We start from the raw sequence: 18,055 nt of genomic DNA, 5'->3' as shown, positions 1-18,055 counted from the left end.
CGGGGTAGCGACATGACCACAGCAAACATCCTTGGCAACCTGTTCCCTTCTGTCGGCGACATCCCGGAAAAATACCGCCTCGACGCTCAGGTCGAGCAACGCGAATACCTGGTCGACGGCCAGTTGCGCCGCTGGGACGGCCCGCTCGCCACGGTGCGCAGTCCGGTTTATCTGAAGGGCGACAACGGCGACGAACAAGTCATCCTCGGCAGCACGCCATTGCTCGACGCCGACACCGCGCTCACTGCCCTCGACGCCGCCGTGCGTGCCTATGACCGGGGCCAGGGCCTGTGGCCGACCATGCGCGTGGCCGAACGCATCCAGCACGTCGAAGCCTTCCTCGGCCGCATGCGTCAGCAACGTGACGCAGTGGTGAAGCTGCTGATGTGGGAAATCGGCAAGAACCTCAAGGACTCGGAAAAAGAGTTCGACCGCACCTGCGACTACATCGTCGACACCATCAATGCGCTCAAGGAACTCGACCGCCGTTCCAGCCGTTTCGAGCTGGAACAGGACACCCTCGGGCAGATCCGCCGCGTACCGCTCGGCGTCGCCCTGTGCATGGGCCCTTACAACTATCCGCTGAACGAAACCTTCACTACGCTGATTCCGGCGCTGATCATGGGCAACACCGTGGTGTTCAAACCGGCCAAGCTCGGCGTGCTGCTGATCCGTCCGCTGCTCGAAGCGTTCCGCGACAGCTTCCCCACCGGCGTTATCAACGTCATCTACGGCAGCGGCCGCGAAACCGTCAGCGCGCTGATGGCCAGCGGCAAGATCGACATCTTCGCCTTCATCGGCACCAACAAAGCCGCCAGCGACCTGAAAAAACTCCACCCAAAACCACACCGTTTGCGCGCGGCGCTGGGCCTGGATGCGAAAAATCCGGGCATCGTCTTGCCGGAAGTCGATCTCGACAATGCCGTCAGCGAGGCTGTCACCGGTTCGCTGTCGTTCAACGGCCAGCGCTGCACCGCACTGAAAATCCTCTTTGTCCACGAAGACGTGGTCGACAGCTTTATCGAGAAATTCAACGCCAAACTGGCCACACTGAAGCCGGGCATGCCGTGGGACAGCGGCGTGTCGCTGACGCCGCTGCCGGAGTCGGGCAAGGTCGATTATCTGCACGGCCTGGTGGCGGATGCGCGCAGTAAAGGCGCCGAAGTGGTCAACCCCAATGGCGGCGAATCGCGCGAATCGTTCTTCTACCCGGCAGTGCTGTACCCGGTGAACCCGCAGATGCGCGTCTATCAGGAGGAGCAGTTCGGCCCGGTGGTGCCGATCGTGCCGTACCGTCACCTCGATACCGTGATCGATTACGTGCTGGAGTCGGACTTCGGCCAGCAACTGAGCATCTTCGGCACCAACCCGGTGGCGGTCGGTCGTCTGGTCGACACCTTTGCCAACCAGGTCGGGCGGATCAACCTCAACGCGCAGTGCCAGCGCGGCCCGGACACTTACCCGTTCAATGGTCGCAAGAACTCGGCGGAAGGTACGCTCTCGGTACACGATGCATTACGGGTGTTCTCGATCCGTACGCTGGTGGCGACCAAGTTCCAGGACAGCAACAAGGATCTGATCAGCGAGATCATTCGCGGGCGTGATTCGAGCTTCCTGACCACCGATTACATCTTCTGATCCGCTGTCACGCGGATCGTGAATAAGCAAGAAGGCGACCGCATGCGGCTCTGATCCAAAGTCGCCAAGCGCCCGGCAAATCAGTGTCTACACTGATCCCAGCACTGTGCTGGATGCCGGGAGCTTGACCATGCTGGATTACTTTGCGCTAGGGGTTTTGGTGTTTGCCGGGCTCGTGCTGTTTTACGGGATCATCGTGTTGCACGACATTCCCTATGAAATTGCCGTCCATCGAAACCATCCGCATCAGGATGCAATCCATGCCACTGGCTGGGTCAGTCTGTTCACACTGCATGCGCTCTGGCCTTTCCTGTGGATCTGGGCGATGGCCTATCGAGAAGATCGCGGCTGGGGCTTCGGTGACGGTAAATCCGTGCAAAACCATGTCGTTCGCCTGGAGCAACAGGTGGTCGAACTGCAAGGACGCCTCGAGCGACTCGAAGCGCTGAATGCCACTGCTCCCCACAACGGGGAGGGCTGAACACCATGGATTTGCTCCTTATCCTGACTTATGCCGCGATCTGCGTCGCAGTGTTCAAGATCTTCCGTATCCCGCTGAACAAATGGACGGTGCCCACCGCCGTACTGGGCGGCATCCTGATGATCGGCGCCTTGATTTTCACCATGAACTACAACCACCCCTACTCCGAGGTGGCGCGCACTTACTTCGTTTCCGTGCCGGTCATCCCCATCGTCAGCGGCCAGGTGATCGACGTGCCGGTGAAGGGGAACGAACCGCTGGAAAAAGGCGATGTGTTGTTTCGCATCGACCCCACACCGTTTGAAAACCGGGTGAAGTCGCTTAAGGCGCAACTGATCGCCGCCAAGGGTGATCGCTACCGCATCACCGAATTGATCCGGCGCAACTTCGGTACCCAGCGTGAACTGGACGCCGCCATCGCCCGCACCGACGATCTGCAGGCGCAACTCGACAACGCTCAGTTCGAGCTGGACAACACCACCGTTCGCGCGCCAAGCAAAGGCTTCGTCACCCATGTTTCGCTACGGCCGGGAATGATGGCGAGCAAGTTGCCGCTGCGTCCGTCGATGGTGTTCATTCCAGAAGAGGGCCAATACTTTGCCGCGTGGATGCGCCAGAACAGCCTGCTGCGCCTGACCGTCGGCGATGAAGCAGAAGTCGCGTTCGATGGCATTCCCGGCAAGGTGTTCGCCGGCCGGGTAAAAAACGTCATCGGGGTGATTGCCGAAGGTCAGGTGCAACCCTCCGGCACGCTGATCGGCTACACCGATTCGCCGCCGGCCGGGCGTGTGCCGGTGATCATCGAAATCACCGATCCGGCCTTCGCTCAATACAGCAAGATGATGCCGGGCGGTGCTTACGGGCAGGCCGCGTTGTACAGTCAGCACTTCCATCACATTGGCACGATGCGCAAAATCCTCCTGCGTATGGCAGCATGGATGAATTACATTTTTCCTTTCCATTGACCTGAAACCCAATCACGAGAGGCCCGCACTGAGTACTTACAGCACCCATCGACTTCCGCCCTTGCTGCGCCGTGTCCTGCGTCCGTTGCTTGATCCTTATCGACGTTACCGGCAAGCGCGGCTGATCCATGCGGTGCGCGTTGCCCTCGGCTTGCTGGCGACGATCCTGCTGACCACCGGCATCAATCTGCCCCACGGTGAATGGGCCTCGGTGACCATGCTGGTGGTGATCGGTGGTTTACAGCACCACGGCAACATCGGCAAAAAAGCCGCCGAACGCGCCACCGGCACGTTGATCGGTGCTGGCGTCGGTTTGCTGCTGGTGGCGCAACAGGCGTGGCTCGGCATGCCGTGGCTGACGTATTTTGCGATGGCGGTGGTCTGTGGGTTCTTCTCTTATCACGCGATTGGCAAGGGGGGTTATACGGCCCTGCTCTCAGCGATCACCGTGTTCATTGTCGCCGGGCATGGCGACAACCCGATCACCGATGGCTTATGGCGCGGGGTCGATATCTTGATTGGTATTGCGCTGGCGCTGGCCTTCTCGTTCGCCCTGCCGCTTTACGCGGTGTATTCGTGGCGCTACAACCTTGCCGATGCCCTGCGCGACTGCGCCACGGTGTATGGGCGAATCATCGGCGGCCAACCCGTCAGCGCTGACGAGCATTTGAAGCTGATGGGGCGACTCGGCGCAGTGATGGTGCAATTGCGCTCGCTGATGCCGTCGGTGTCCAAGGAAGTGAAGATTTCCATGACCGAACTTGATGCCATCCAGCGCAACCTGCGCATGTGCATCAGCACACTGGAAATTCTCGGCAACACGCGACCGGATGCCAATGACCCAGAGGCCATGGCTCACCTGCAATCAGCGTTGAAAACCGAGCATCGGCAGATTCGCGTGCAACTGATCGGCATGGCCCGGGCGTTGAAAACCGGCGCATCGCAGCGTCTGGACAGGCCGGTGGAGTTACCGGAGGCAAACCTCGACGCGCCGGTTTACAGCGCGCTGGATGGCTATCGTTTGTTGACCCGGCAACTGGCGGCGAACGTTGCCGAGATGCGCCAGCGCCTGGCGAAAACCGCACCGCGCTGGAACATCTGAGGGTTACTGCGCAGCCAGCCGCCGGGACTTCAGGCCCCAGCCTTGTTGCATACCGGCGGCGGCCAACAGAATCGCCGCCACGCCGAGCCATTGCAGAATTTCCAGACGATGACCGAACGCGAACCAGTCGACGAAGATCGCCGCAATCGGGTAGATAAACGACAGCGCGCCGGTCAATGCGGTCGGCAATTTCTGGATGGCGCCATACAGCAGCACATACATCAGACCGGTGTGAACGATGCCCAATGTGACCAGGCTGGCCCAGGCACTCGGCGCTTGCGGCAATGCGCTGAAATGCGCAAATGGCGCCAGCAACAGAACCCCGGTGCAGACCTGAATCAGCGCGATCAAATGCGGTGGCGTGCCGGTCAGGCGCTTGATGATCAACGCGGCAATCGCATAGAGAAACGCCGCACCCAAGGCCAGCGCAATGCCCATCAGATAGTCATTGCCGCTTTCACTCTGGGTACCATGGGCACTGACAATCGCCAACATGCCCATGAACGAAATCGCCAGCCAGAACAGCTTTTGCAAGGTGATTTTCTCGCCGAGAAACAGCGCCGCCAAACCGACCAGCATGAACGGCTGCACGTTGTACACCGCCGTGCCGATGGCAATCGAAGCCCTTGAATAGGAGGCAAACAACAACACCCAGTTACCGACAATCGCCAGCCCGCTGAGCACCGCGAGCAGGAAGGTGGTACGGGTCAGAATGCCCGGGCGCAGGAAACCGAATACCGCGCAGATCAACAGCAAGGTGCCGGCGCCGAACACGCAGCGCCAGAACACCACGTCCAGCACCGGCTGGCCGGATACCAGCACGAACCAGCCGATCGTCCCGGATATGAGCATGGCGGCAGTCATTTCGAATGAGCCGCGCCGCAGGGTCTTGTCCATCATCAATCTCCTCAACAATTGAACAAAGTATGCCAAGGCGTCCCGGCGGCGCTCCAGAGCAAAAAGCAGGCTAAACTCGCTATCTGCCTTTTTTATCGCGGGTGGTTTTCGTCAATCACCTAATACTGGAGATTTTTATGACTGACGATATTGACCAGATCCTCATCGGCGCATTGATGGAGGATTCGCGGCGTTCGCTCAAGGCGCTGGCGCAGATCAGCGGCTTGTCGTCGCCGAGTGTGGGCGAACGCTTGCGCCGGCTGGAGGAACGCGGTGTGCTCAGGGGCTACACCGTGGAAATCGATCCGAAGTTTTTTGGCTATCAGTTGCAGGCAATCGTCCGGGTTCGGCCGCTGCCGGGACAACTGCAGGAGGTGGAGCGGCAGATTCTGGCGATTCCCGAGTTCACCGAGTGCGACAAGGTCACCGGCGAGGACTGCTTCATCGCTCGCCTGCATGTGCGCTCGATGGAACAACTGGACACCCTGCTCGACCGCCTCAATACCCTTGCGGAAACCAATACTGCGATCGTCAAGAAGACGCCGGTCAAGCGCCGTTTGCCACCGATGGCCTAAGTGCTTTTTCAACACGTTTGACGTAGATTGAGGTTTTTCCGACGAAGGATTGGCGGTATGAAGGTTCAGGCAATGATGCTGAGCGCATTGGTGTTGAGTGGTTGCGGGACAGTGCAAACGGTCATGCGCGACGACCAGGTCGCCGTGGACGATTTGAGATCGAACAAATCCTATTGCGGGGCGGTGCCGAGAATCTACAGCGGCGTGATGTATGACTTCTGCAGTCTGCATGCGCCGATAGACCAAGGTAACAAGTACAATGCCGCCCTGCCCGGCTGGGCGATTGATGCTGTGGCGTCCGGGGTGCTCGACACGTTGTTGTTGCCTTACACCATTTACAAACAGCAGACTGATGGCAGCATCCTGATCAACTGAAAAAAGCCTGCGCACACCGAAACGTGCGCAGGCTTTTCGCTGCTTACTCCAGCAGTTGCTGCAGGCTCGGGTCACGAATGACTTTCTGCAATGGCTTCGGCGTGGCGTTGTTGGTGGAATTGAGCATTTTCAGTTTCACGTCCGACGCTTTGCTGCACGCGTTCTTGCCGTCAGCGTAGATGCCGCTCATGTCGCATTTCCACTCGAAGTAATTCACCAGACCACCGGACAACTGCAGGCTGTAGTCAGTGCTTTGAGTGCCCGGCGTGAAAGCATGGCCGGCCGGAATGTTCTGGAACCACTTCATCCATTCAGGCGAACCCGGCTTCGGCGCATTGGCCTGGAACGTTGGATTCATGATCGCCACTTGCGGCGTTTCGGCGGTCGCATGACAGCTCAGGCAGGAACTGTTGGGGTTGTCCACCGGACCATTGAGGCGACCGTTCCAGCCCAGATGAGTGGGTGGCAACTCCTGGGTCTTGGCGTTGATCGCGGTCTGTTGCAACGCGGGGTTGATCTTGGTCTGCGTCGGTTGCGGGTTGGTGAAGTCGTTGCCGATTTCTTCCGGATCGTTGCCCCACATGATCCCTACCGGGACGAGGTTGTCCCAGCCAGGCTTGCCGGTTTTCGCGCCGTTGTACTGAAAGGTGCCGAAGATCCAGCCGGTGGCGCTCATGCGCTTATCGCGCACGGCGATGTCCATCTGGATCAAGGCGACATCCTTGACCTTGCGATTGGCCGAGGTGAACGTCTCGGTGACGTAGCCCTTCCACAACACCGGGTTCACCAGGAACGGCACGGTGCTGCGATCGATATCGGCGAACAGAGCTTTGCAGACTACGGTGCCGTCGGGGAAGCTGTTGGGCGCCGATGTGTATTTCGGATCAGGGTTGTTCGGGTCTTTCCAGACCTCTCCGATGGTATAGGCACCGATGTCGTTATAGATGCCCACCGCGTATGTCTGGCCAGTAGCGGTCTGCGTGGGGGCGAGTTGCTTGACCTGGATCTGCGCCTCTTTGGTCAGGCCGTGAATCCCTTCGCGTCCCAGCGGGCCGTAGTGCTGCCACGGCATGTGATACCACTGACGTTTTTTATTGTTCTGCACGTACCAATCAGCCTCGACGTTGCCTTCAAGGCAATAGGTTTTGACTTCCTCCATGTACGCACGCCAAGTCTCAAAATTGTTATCTGGCTTGGTCGGTAGATTCTTGAAAAAACCGGGGAGTGGTACTTTCGGCGCTGTTGCCGGGTAATTCTGGCTCAACTCAAACAGTGGGCCTGTGTATTGGCTGGAAGGTGGTTGATAACCGAAGTCAGGATAGACGCCGGCGAGGGTTGACGCGCTGAACAGCGCGGTGGTGACGGCCAGTACAGCCAGTTTTCCTTGGGGCTGGTTCATCGATGATCTCCTTGATTGGGACAACGCCTGCAATGGCAGGGCCTCCATTATTTTTTTCTGGTATCAGGGCCCCGGTCGTTCGCCGGGATACGGTCACGGTGCATGGCATTTGGCGTGGTTCACCTCCCGGTTTTCACTGGACGAACGAATACAGTCGCTCTCGACCAAAAGGCCTGGCGATCAACAGCAAGGGAAGTGAATGCGAGGGACGCAGGAATTAAACGAGGGGTGCTGGTTACCGACTCCTGTCGATCAGGCTACTGCTCTTCCTTGGTAATTAGGTGTAGGTGATTTCCAAAAAGACGCCACTATTTTCAGATCATTTTGTAAGTAAAAGGCCACTACGCTTTTCGGCGAGCAACAAAAAACCCGCCGAAGCGGGTTTTTTGTTGAAACGACTAACGATCAGTCGTCGCGGCTCATGATGCCGAAGATCTGCAACAGGCTGATGAACAGGTTGTAGATCGATACATACAGGCTGATGGTCGCCATGATGTAGTTGCGCTCACCACCGTGGATGATGGCGCTGGTCTGGAACAGGATGCACACCGAAGAGAACAGCACGAAACCTGCGCTGATCGCCAGTTGCAGGCCGCTGATCTGGAAGAAGAAGCTCGCCAGCGTTGCACCCAGCAACACGAAGAAACCAGCGGTGATGAAACCGCCGAGGAAGCTCATGTCCTTGCGGGTAATCAGCACGTAGGCCGACAGACCACCAAACACCAGCGCAGTCATCGCGAACGCCGAGCTGACCACTTCAGCGCCGCCCTGCATGCCCAGGTAACGGTTGAGGATCGGGCCGAGCAGGAAACCCATGAAACCGGTCAGCGCAAAAGCGGACACCAGGCCCCAAGCGGAGTCACGGAGTTTGTTGGTGAGGAAGAACAGCCCGTAGAAGCCGATCAGCACCACGAAAATGTTCGGGTAGCCAACGCGCATCTGCTGAGCAACGAAAGCCATGACGCCGCTGAATGCGAGGGTCAGAGCCAGTAGGCCGTAAGTGTTGCGCAGGACGCGGCTAACCTCTAGCTGCTCAGCCTGCACGCTGTTATTAACTGCGTAATCCTGTTCGCGCATGGCGACACTCCTGTTGGTTTGAAACGTTCAGTCGCAAAGATCATAACAGACGCTCTGTAACAAGCCATGCAGAGAGTTTGACAGTGTGTTTCATTCAGGTATTATGGCGCCCGCAACGCAACGGAGGTGTGGCCGAGTGGTTTAAGGCAACGGTCTTGAAAACCGTCGACTGTAACAGGTCCATGAGTTCGAATCCCATCGCCTCCGCCATATTTGATACGACGAAGCCCTGATTATTCAGGGCTTTGTCGTTTCTGAAACTCGCAGCTCTTGGCCATCCCTCTCTTGATCGTTTCCGCATCTTTTCGGTCATTTCCGCAACCCTACTCTTCCGACATCACTTGTTCGACCTTGACATGATGGGAGATGTGGCCGTCTTCAACAGGCAACTTTCGGCCAAAAGCGATCGGTGAGGTACTGCGCGAGTCCAATCCGCTGCAACTGCCGCGCCTGATCGACGGCCAATAAGGGGGTTCACAGATGGCGGCGTCCTGATTTGACGCCGCCTCAGGTCATTACACGACCACGTTCAACAGCAACACCACAATCAAACCGACTACGGCGACGATCGATTGCACTACCGAAATAGTCTTGGTGGCTTCGCCCATCGTCATGCCAAAGGATTCCTTCACCATCCAGAAACCTGCATGGTTGGCGTAGTTAAAGAACAGCGAGCCGCAGCCAATGGACAAGGCCAGCAGCGGCAGGTTGAGGCTGGGATCAGCACCGGCAAGCGGCGCCAGCAAGCCGGCAGCCCCCACGATACCTACCGTGGCGGAACCGGTAGACACCGAGAGCAACATGGCGATCAACCAACCGAGGATCAGCGGGGGGAACGCCGACTGCTGAGTCAGGTGCACAATCGCATCGCCCACCTTGGCGCTGGTCAGCAGTTCCTGAAAGGCACCGCCGCCGGCGATGATCATGATGATCGAGGCGATTGGCTTGAGGCTCTTGCCCAGCGATTCTCGCAATTGCCCCGCATCGCCGCCGCGCGCGAGTACCAGACTGGCCCCGGCGAACAGCACGCCCAGCAGCATCGCTATCAGCGGATTGCCGAGGAAACCGGCAATTTTCAGCAGCGCATTGTCCTTGGCCAATACCATCTCGGCGACGGCATGGACCAGCATCAGGATCGCCGGCAGCAAGGCTGCCAGCACGCCAAGGTATACGCTAGGGCCTGGTTTATCGTCGGCTTTTTCAGCCAGGGTGAACTGATCCAGCAACACCTGATCGGGCCGAGTGCTCATGCGCGGGGAAATGAATGCGCCATAAAGTGGGCCGCCTAAAATCATGGCCGGGATAGCCGCCAGGAAACCATAGAGCATGGTCGGCCCGACTGAGGTTTTCAGCGCGGCGATGGCCGTCAATGGGCCAGGATGCGGCGGGACCATACCGTGCATGGCGGCCAGTGCGGCAATCACCGGAACGCCCACATAGACATACGCTGAACCCTTGAAGCGTGCCTGACTTTCCAGCTTGCGCGCCACGCTGAAGATCAGCGGCAGCATGATCACCAGGCCGACCTCGAAAAACATCGGAATGCCAATCACAAACGCGACCATCATCATCGCCCACGGAATCATCCGATCCGATGTGCGCTTGAGGATGACCGCAGCAATCTGCTCGGTGACGCCGGCGTCAGCAAGAATTTTGCCGAGCATCGCCCCCAGCGCGATGACCACCCCCACTGCCCCCAGTGTCTTGCCGGCGCCGGTGATCAAGTGGGAGACGATGCCATCTGGCTCCATACCGGTTGCAAAGCCTACGCCGACGGAAACTACCAGCAAAGCCAGCAGCGGGTGCATTTTGAGGCGCGAGACGATCAGCGCTACCAGCACCAGGACGCTGATCAATGCGGTCAGTAACAGATCTATATCTAAGGGAGTCATGAAAGGTTCTCGATTGGGCTGGTGCCCAAATTCTTGTATGTGGGTGAGATGAATGGCATCTGCAACGGCTAAGTTTCAGCGTTCGACGTTCTAAAAACCGAATAACCTTCGAGGCGCTTGCACCAGCAGCGAGTCGCTGGCTTGCGCCGAAAGTTCCAAGGCTTGCAACTGGTCGACGACGGTGGCGAAACCGATGCTTTGCTCATGCTGCGTATGCGGCCAGTCGCTGCCCCATACCAACTGGCGGAGACCGAAGCTTTGTTCCAGCAGCGGTAATGCCCTTCGAGCGCAATCGATGTTCTGTTGTGGCGTACCTCCCAAACGATAGATGCCCGAGACCTTGATCCAGATCCGACCTTTCGATCCGGCCTCAAGCAACTCGCCAAACCCTGGCTGATCGAGACCCGCATTCGCGTCCGGCCGCCCAAAGTGATCGATTACCAACTTCACGCCGAACGGCGTCAATTGCTGGATCAGGCCCGGCAGATCCTTGACTTCCCGGTGCAACTCCACATGCCAGTCGAGATCAGCGATATCGCTGAAAAACCCTTGCCAGGCACTGTCACGAAAATCAGGTAACGCCTTGCCGATCAGGTTCAAGCGCACGCCGACCACGCCCAGTCGAGCCATGTCATTCAAAGTAGAACGACTGACGCTTGGCTCCAGCACCACCACACCGCGCAACTGCTGCGGCGCTTGCTTCAACGCCGCCAACAGGTAGCTATTGTCGGTGCCAAGGAAACTTGGTTGCACCAATACACCGTGACTCAGACCATGCGTTTGCAAATGCTCAAGGTACTGGTCGAGCGTGGCGTCGTACTCAGGGGTGTAGCGCCGTGCACCGATCAGATGCAGATCACGGTTGAACACATGGGCATGGGAGTCGATGCCGGTGATCGACTTAGGGCGGGTATCTGACATGGGTTTTATCTACTGAAGGTTAGGATCATCACGCCCGAGCGCGTTGATTGCCGCTGATACCGGCCGAAACGGAGGTGACATTGGCTTCAAGGTCACTGCCCCGGGTTTCAGGCAGGCAAAGTGCGGCAAGCACCGCCACGCCGTAGGCGATCCCGGCATCGATACCAATCGCCGAACCCAGCGACATGGAGTCACTCATGTGCCCGACCAGGAATGGAAATACAGCGGACAGCACTCGGCCAAAGTTGTAGCAAAAGCCAACGCCGGCACCGCGTACATCGGCAGGGTAAAGTTCGTTGAAGAGCGCTCCCAGACTGGCCGGAATACCGGCGGCGAAGAACCCCAATGGGAACCCCAGGAACAACATCTGCGTATTGGTCAGCGGCAAAAATACGTAGCACTGCACCGTGACCACGCAGCACAAGGCAAACAGCACAATGTTTTTACGACGGCCAATGCGATCGATCAAATAGCCGCTGGCCACACAACCACACCAGAAGGCGAAGATGATCACCGCCAGATACCCGCCCGAGTTCAGCACAGAGAGATTGCGCTCGGTCTTGAGGAAGGTCGGCAACCAGGTCATTACCGCGTGATAGCCACCGTGCGCGCCCAGTCCCAGCAGCCCGCCAAACAGGGTCACACGAATCAGTTCCGGGCGAAAAATGCCGGCGAGCGACTTGAAGAAACTCTGCGGGATCGCGTTGTCTTTTTGCAGACGCTGGAAGCTGTCCGGCTCCTCGACGTTTCGGCGTACCCAGATGATCAGCAACGACGGCAGCAACCCGACAAGGAACATCACCCGCCAGGCCATGTCTTGTGGCACAAAGGTGTAGATCAGCGTGAACACCCCGACCGCCAGGCCCCAACCCACCGCCCAGGCACTTTGCACAGTGCCCATGACCTTGCCGCGATACTGCGGATTGATCGTCTCGGCCATCAACACCGCGCCGGCCGCCCACTCCCCGCCGATCCCGAAACCCTGCAGCGCTTTGACGATCAACAGCTGATTGAAGCCGGTGACAAAGGCCGAGAGAAAGGTGAAGAACGAGAACCACAAAATCATCCACTGCAACGTGCGCACACGGCCATAGCGGTCAGACAGCGTCCCACCGACCCAGCCACCGAGTGCCGAGGTGACGAGGGTAACGCCGCTGATCAATCCGGCATCGCCCTTTGTCAGCGCGAACGCGGCGATCAGCGCCGGAATCGCCAGACCGAACATTTGTACTTCCAACGCGTCGAGCGACCATCCGCCGAAGCAGGCCCAAAACGTTTTGCGCTCCCGAGGAGTGACTTGGCGATACCAGCTGAACATGATTCTTATCCTTATAGGTGTTACGCAAGGCAGCCGACAGCCAACCGCACCGCGACAGGGTCAGCTTTGGCAAACAAACAGAAATCGGGCGGCGATCTAGCCGCCGCAGAACGCTCCGCTACGCAGGCAGACGTCAGCGAATATCCACGCTGTAGCGGAAGTGCTCGGCGTGGCCGCGCGAGCGACGCCATTCCAGCGGGCTACCCGCGTAATCGCGGGCCAGACGCTCGATCACGATCACCGGGCTGTTGACCGCTACCTGGAGCAATCGGGCATGCACGTCATTCACCGATTCAGCGGTCAGCGTTTCTTCGGCCGATGCAACAACCTGTCCGCACACTTCTTCGTAGATCGGATACAGCAGCGGCCCTTCGCGACTGAGGTCGATCTCCAGCAGCGCCTGAAACCGCTGGCGGGGCAACCAGATTTCCTCGGCGAGTACCGGCTTAACATCGAGCAGACGCACACGGACAATACGAATGACCGGCGCATCGGCGGGCAACCCCAGTGCTTGCGCTACGGCCGAAGGTGCGGCAACGGGCTCGATCGAGAGGATGCGACTCTCCGGGACCTGGCGCTCACCGGAAACAGTCTGGAATCGGAAGAAACGGAACAATGAGGATTGAAACTGCGCCCGGCGAATGAACGTCCCTCGCCCTTGCTGACGCTCCAGAATGCCCTCACTGACCAACGCATCAATCGCCTTGCGCACCGTGCCGGTGGACAGTTGGTATTCCGCAGAAAGCGCCGCTTCAGTAGGTATCGCCTCCCCCGGACGCCAGCGATTCTTGGCGATCTGCTCAGCCAATTGGTCACGCAGGCGTTGATACAGCGGCAGTCGGGCATCACTGGATAAAGAATTCATCGACTTTATTCACCTTGTTATCTAGTCATCTATATGAATCTTGCGACGAGTATTTGCCCAGATAACTTGCCTGTCAAGGAGGGGCTTTTCGTCCTGCTGACGAATGGCTGCCCCACTGCCCTTCTCATAGACATGCGGGTTTTCGCCGGCAATGTCAGATTCTGGCCGAATGCGGACGGTCAGGAGTGACAGCTATCGGCCAAAAGCAGTCGCTCAGGAGAGACCGTTTTCGACCCATAACTGACATTGGCGACAGGCAGAAAACGGCCAAAAAGCAGCCACTCCGTGCGCCTACAAATGCAGGGTCGATTCACAAATTTTCGAGAGTAAATTCGACATGGATAAACTCTCGTGTCGCGCTATGGTTCATTGATGCTCGATTCGGCTACCCATTGAGGCAGAGGAATGGATTTCACTCATAGCTTCATGCAGGTTTGGGATGCTCTTCGCTGGCTTATCCCGCCTTTGTTGCTAATCGGTCTACTGAAATCGCGCTGGGCCAAAGGTCACATGGGCGAGCTCCTAGTACGGCTGGTTGCCAGATGTCGGCTGGACAACCGGACTTACCGTCGCATGCACAACATCACACTGAATACGATCGATGGCACCACCCAAATTGACCATGTATTCCTGTCTCCCTACGGCATCTTCGTTGTGGAGACCAAGAACAAAAGTGGCTGGATATTCGGTAGCGAAAGGCAATCGCAGTGGACACAGAAGTTATATAAAAATACATACACGTTCCAAAACCCACTGCGGCAGAACCACAAACATCTCAAGGCTCTGCAGACCACTCTCGGCGTAGAACCGGAACATCTGCACTCGGTTGTCACTTTTGTTGGCGCAAGCACCTTCAAATCTGAGATGCCCGCCAATGTCACCCAGGGTAGTGGCTTCATTCGTTACATAAAGTCATTCAAGCAGCCGGTATTCACTGAGGCTGAAGTAGAAGCGCTTGTGCAAGCTCTGCGAAGCAGCCGGCGCCCGCCAGGTCTGGCCACCCACCGTGAACATGTGCAAAACCTCAAGCGCCGCAATGATCCAACAGCCGAGCGCAAGTGCCCAAAATGCGGCAGTGCATTGCTCATTCGCACCGTGAAGTCCGGCCCGAATGCGGGGAAACGGTTCTGGGGCTGTTCGGCGTTTCCCAAGTGCCGAGTGACGCAGAGGCTCTAGTGGATGCATGAAAATGGGGCGGCAGGCATGGCCGGTTTCGGCCAAGAGCAGCCATTGAGTCCAACAACTGCAACAAAATTTGACTATTCTCTGTGTTTTCAGGGAATTTAGAGCAGAATCAGCTTAACGGCGCTTGAATACGACAACAGCAAACTTGTACCCAAGCGCCGAAAGAAACTACCACTTCAAAGAAATACCTTGAATCTTGAAATCAAATTGCTGATTTAAATTTTTGGCTAACTTCTTCTAGCGAGTTATGCAGTTCAACTCTAGTATCATCTAGACCCTCAACGACATCTGCCAAGATACTTTTACACTCCGAGTAGTTCGCGGAAAGTTCTTTTTTGCGACGAGAACTGAGCCCCTCAGCGGTATAATTTGAAAATACTGAGTTCGCTGCCTCAGCAAGCCGATAATAATTAATACTTCTAATATCGCCGGCCTTTATCGCCTTCTGCATGGCCTTCAAACCAGTGTAATCCTCACGTTCCTGAGAGCAAACTTTCCATAACGCGTCAAGTACGCTGATAGATAGATCCTTAAGCTCCTGCTTAAGCGCGCCGTGGCTTTTCCTAAATGCCTTTGATACATCATCATATGCACCGGCTAGGAGTTCCAATTGTCGTGCGGCAGACCCGACCAGATAGGAAAGCAGAAGTTTAGCTTCGGCCGATCTTCTAAACCACTTCGTACTACTTAGCTTTCCATCAATTATTGCAAGCCGACAAACATCTACGAGTTCGGATTTGTTACCTACCCGAGCCTCAACTTGAAACCAAAGATCAAATAATAATTCTTTTCTTTGCCCATGCAAATATGCATCTTTGAAAGCACTTCGTACGGAATTTATTTCGGCCCCAGGATCAAAAGACTCTATCTGCGCTATCGCCAATAAAAGATCTGGGTTGTTTTTGTACTGCTGCTTTCGCAACAACGACTTGATGGTCGCGCGAGCCTTTAAAAAATCCTGCTCTTTAAGTAAGGCGACAGATTGACGAATTGCTTCTCCGACTGACACCTGACTACTCTGAGAAGCGTTGGCTCTTAAGGCCTGCGCTCTGCCTTTTACATACCCAAGATAGCGATCAGCATTAGTCACAACCTCATCTTTGAGTGACAAAGTCAAATTCACGATAGATTGAGAGCATTTGAAGCGAGGTTCCGATTCAATAAATGACGCAGATTGCAGAAGAAATAGTCGCCCCAGCTCTAAAATAGCATCTTCAATTAGCAGTTGCTCCAATTCCGTATAGTGCCGAAGTTCAGCTAGGGAACAAGAGCCAATAAAAGAGATCGTAAGTAGAATCTTCCTTGCTTCAGGACTTAACTGATGGATTTCTCGGCGAAGAGCCGCACTCCGAACCGCTTCACCCTTTTTGCCTTGCCACTCAGCTATCGCTTTCTCTATAGAGTATCCAACACGGCATAAGCGGAGGATAGATTCAGTAAATAAGGGCGATCCTTCAGACGCCTCTTCTAACTTCCTTATGGACTTCGAAGTAATACCTTCAAACCCCATAGATGATTTCAGCTCATCGATATAATTAACATACTCCTCTCCCGACAAGCCAGGTACTTCTATCGCGGTATCAGATGAATAGCTTACATTCGAGCGCGTGGTTAGTAATATTTTTGAATTACTCCCACCGATCTCACGAGCAGTTTCCATGATTCTCTTCTGCTCATCCACGTCAGTTGAATCAACATCATCAACTACAATAAACGACGGATAGGTTTGCAAATTCTGCCTGGCGATTCTTTTTAGCTGATTGACAGAAACATCCTCCAGCTCGGAATCTATAGTCCCTGTTTTTTGACAAATAGCAACTAAAAGAGTTTCAAGGTTAGAATAATGAGTTTCCGGAGTACCAATAAACCCATCCATGCCTGCCTTAAACTGCTGAGTCTTGGCGGTCAACCAAATTATTTGATCGAACAGTGGAGCTCCAGTTGACGCTATCAATTGACAAAATTCATAAGCAATAGAAGTTTTACCTTTCCCCCCTTCCCCAGCCAAAACCTTCGCGTATTGAAACTCATCAGACAACCAAGCCCACAGTTTTTGAATTATTTCTACGCGCCCAACAAAATTTGGACAAACAAAATTTCGATCGGGAAGGTTATGATCAAGAAGATTTATTTTCTTAACAAATCGCCCCTCCAACAGCGCAAGTAAATCACGGCCGCTTGTCAGGAACTCAAAATCAGCATGAGTTACGGCTTGTTTACACTCATCTCCGGAGCGATACAGCGTTGCCCCCTCGCTAAATATCTGTTTATTTTTTGCATCATCTGCCCTTTTACTAGCAGATATCGTATGTAGCTGCTCTGGCCTCTTAGGCACATGAAGTAGCCCTATGACGACCGAAGGAGAACCATATGAAATCTCAATGATACTTATATCTAGACGACGACCAAAATACTTATCAAGTTGCCCCTTGAGTTTCTGTACGTTCAATCCGTTTGGCTCGACCCCTACAAGCTCAAATCTCTGATCTTTCTCTACCTCCTTCACACCGTAAACGATGTAGCCACCGTAGGTATTATAGAAGCTTGCAATGGAACGGACGGTCTTTGAGTAATCATGCGCGCTATCTTCATAAGCTTCCTTATAATCCCAAAGCTCACATTCGATCGGTACGGGGATAAAGTTAGGAATTATAAGATTCAAAACCGATTCAGACAAAGTCCCCGCCATAACCTTGGTATAAACTTCCTTTTTTAGCTCCGTTACATTCATGCTTATTCCTTGTACAGGCTGATAGGGATATAACTACCTAGAGTAACTATTAATAATGCTTCTCTGATATAAGGCTAGGGAACTTATCCTTTTCCTTACCCCGTTGCACGCTCACCGATACGGGCCGTAGAGGCGTAACGCTACTATGCATAAATCCACCTCTGCCACTGTAATTTCATCCATGCTGGATGCTTGGACAGGGAGAGGACATTTGGTTAACTGCTCTAGTTCTCTGAAACGTCTCTGATTCCCTAATACTTTTGAACGATTCCGTTTTGACCACAAACGGCCACATATGAATGACCGCTTCTGGCCGTTCTCTGCCGATCATGGTTACAACGCGTGCTGGTCAAACCCGATGCAATCGGTGGTCAGATCGAATGCAAATGACTGGTCAAGTCGAATGCAAACGGGTGGTCAAGTGGAGTGCAATTCCGCAGGCTGCCATTCTGGAGCTTTCGAACTGGGTTGAGCAGCTAGGGTCAGATGACGTCGCGGACAATGTACATGGAGCGCTGGACACCATCGACCGGAGTGAGGAATTCATCAAGAGATACTCGCCGTACTCATAGCGCCGACTAAACACATGCTTGTCATTAGCCGGGAGTGTGCTTTCGGCTAGGAGCGTAAGAAA

15 protein-coding genes, 1 tRNA gene and 1 pseudogene are annotated in these 18,055 nt (G+C 55.5%); 9 read left to right on the top strand and 8 right to left on the bottom strand.

Annotation, left to right across the window (positions count from 1 at the left end; all coding sequences use genetic code 11):
• Positions 1-12: 12 nt before the first annotated feature.
• The 4 genes from H8F23_RS23505 (at position 13) to H8F23_RS23490 (ending at position 4,186) form a co-directional block, all read left to right on the top strand.
• Positions 13-1,638: an NADP-dependent glyceraldehyde-3-phosphate dehydrogenase gene (locus H8F23_RS23505; RefSeq protein ID WP_194935954.1), complete on the top strand. Its 1,626-nt coding sequence runs from the start codon at positions 13-15 to the stop codon at positions 1,636-1,638.
• A 130-nt stretch (positions 1,639-1,768) separates the two neighbouring features.
• Complete coding sequence (locus H8F23_RS23500) at positions 1,769-2,119, top strand: DUF3302 domain-containing protein (protein WP_194935953.1); 351 nt, start codon at positions 1,769-1,771, stop codon at positions 2,117-2,119.
• A 5-nt stretch (positions 2,120-2,124) separates the two neighbouring features.
• Complete coding sequence (locus tag H8F23_RS23495) at positions 2,125-3,084, top strand: HlyD family secretion protein (protein WP_194935952.1); 960 nt, start codon at positions 2,125-2,127, stop codon at positions 3,082-3,084.
• A 61-nt stretch (positions 3,085-3,145) separates the two neighbouring features.
• The gene (locus tag H8F23_RS23490) at positions 3,146-4,186 is read left to right on the top strand and encodes an FUSC family protein (protein ID WP_194935951.1); all 1,041 of its coding nucleotides are present in this window, start codon (positions 3,146-3,148) and stop codon (positions 4,184-4,186) included.
• A 3-nt stretch (positions 4,187-4,189) separates the two neighbouring features.
• Here H8F23_RS23490 and H8F23_RS23485 read toward each other — a convergent pair whose 3' ends face one another.
• Positions 4,190-5,083 (bottom strand): DMT family transporter, encoded by an 894-nt coding sequence (locus tag H8F23_RS23485; protein ID WP_194935950.1) that lies wholly within the window; start codon positions 5,081-5,083, stop codon positions 4,190-4,192.
• A gap of 137 nt (positions 5,084-5,220) precedes the next feature.
• Between H8F23_RS23485 and H8F23_RS23480 the strand changes: the two genes are divergently transcribed.
• Both H8F23_RS23480 and H8F23_RS23475 read left to right on the top strand, forming a co-directional pair.
• A complete protein-coding gene (locus H8F23_RS23480) occupies positions 5,221-5,658 on the top strand; it encodes an Lrp/AsnC family transcriptional regulator (RefSeq protein WP_194935949.1) in 438 nt (145 codons plus the stop codon).
• Positions 5,659-5,715: 57 nt separating this feature from the next.
• Positions 5,716-6,033, top strand: a complete 318-nt coding sequence (locus H8F23_RS23475) for a YceK/YidQ family lipoprotein (RefSeq protein WP_093433076.1) — start codon at positions 5,716-5,718, stop codon at positions 6,031-6,033.
• Positions 6,034-6,076: 43 nt separating this feature from the next.
• On the opposite strand, the gene H8F23_RS23470 is transcribed toward H8F23_RS23475, so the two are convergent.
• Positions 6,077-7,432 carry a hypothetical protein gene (locus H8F23_RS23470; RefSeq protein WP_194935948.1) on the bottom strand — a complete coding sequence of 452 codons (1,356 nt, stop codon included), beginning with the start codon at positions 7,430-7,432 and terminating at the stop codon, positions 6,077-6,079.
• Positions 7,433-7,837: 405 nt separating this feature from the next.
• Positions 7,838-8,509: a Bax inhibitor-1/YccA family protein gene (locus tag H8F23_RS23465; protein WP_008081508.1), complete on the bottom strand. Its 672-nt coding sequence runs from the start codon at positions 8,507-8,509 to the stop codon at positions 7,838-7,840.
• 122 nt (positions 8,510-8,631) lie between these two features.
• Here H8F23_RS23465 and H8F23_RS23460 point away from each other — a divergent pair.
• A tRNA-Ser gene (locus H8F23_RS23460) sits at positions 8,632-8,719 on the top strand.
• A 305-nt stretch (positions 8,720-9,024) separates the two neighbouring features.
• Here H8F23_RS23460 and H8F23_RS23455 read toward each other — a convergent pair.
• From H8F23_RS23455 to H8F23_RS23440, 4 genes are all read right to left on the bottom strand, one after another.
• Complete coding sequence (locus H8F23_RS23455; RefSeq protein ID WP_194935947.1) at positions 9,025-10,401, bottom strand: GntP family permease; 1,377 nt, start codon at positions 10,399-10,401, stop codon at positions 9,025-9,027.
• Positions 10,402-10,491: 90 nt separating this feature from the next.
• On the bottom strand, positions 10,492-11,322 hold the full coding sequence (locus H8F23_RS23450) for an amidohydrolase family protein (protein ID WP_194935946.1): 831 nt from the start codon (positions 11,320-11,322) through the stop codon (positions 10,492-10,494).
• A gap of 28 nt (positions 11,323-11,350) precedes the next feature.
• Positions 11,351-12,640 carry an MFS transporter gene (locus H8F23_RS23445; RefSeq protein WP_194935945.1) on the bottom strand — a complete coding sequence of 430 codons (1,290 nt, stop codon included), beginning with the start codon at positions 12,638-12,640 and terminating at the stop codon, positions 11,351-11,353.
• 133 nt (positions 12,641-12,773) lie between these two features.
• The gene (locus tag H8F23_RS23440; protein WP_194935944.1) at positions 12,774-13,505 is read right to left on the bottom strand and encodes a GntR family transcriptional regulator; all 732 of its coding nucleotides are present in this window, start codon (positions 13,503-13,505) and stop codon (positions 12,774-12,776) included.
• Positions 13,506-13,910: 405 nt separating this feature from the next.
• Here H8F23_RS23440 and H8F23_RS23435 point away from each other — a divergent pair, with 405 nt between their 5' ends.
• Positions 13,911-14,681 (top strand): nuclease-related domain-containing protein, encoded by a 771-nt coding sequence (locus tag H8F23_RS23435; RefSeq protein WP_194935943.1) that lies wholly within the window; start codon positions 13,911-13,913, stop codon positions 14,679-14,681.
• Positions 14,682-14,892: 211 nt separating this feature from the next.
• On the opposite strand, the gene H8F23_RS23430 is transcribed toward H8F23_RS23435, so the two are convergent.
• Positions 14,893-17,421, bottom strand: a complete 2,529-nt coding sequence (locus tag H8F23_RS23430) for an ATP-binding protein (protein ID WP_194935942.1) — start codon at positions 17,419-17,421, stop codon at positions 14,893-14,895.
• A gap of 437 nt (positions 17,422-17,858) precedes the next feature.
• Here H8F23_RS23430 and H8F23_RS28975 point away from each other — a divergent pair.
• Positions 17,859-18,043 (top strand): annotated as a pseudogene (locus tag H8F23_RS28975) (hypothetical protein); the annotation flags it as partial.
• Positions 18,044-18,055 lie beyond the last annotated feature (12 nt).

It is taken from the genome of Pseudomonas neuropathica (assembly GCF_015461835.1).
Lineage (GTDB): Bacteria > Pseudomonadota > Gammaproteobacteria > Pseudomonadales > Pseudomonadaceae > Aquipseudomonas > Aquipseudomonas neuropathica.
This window is presented reverse-complemented; position numbering and strand designations above follow the sequence as displayed.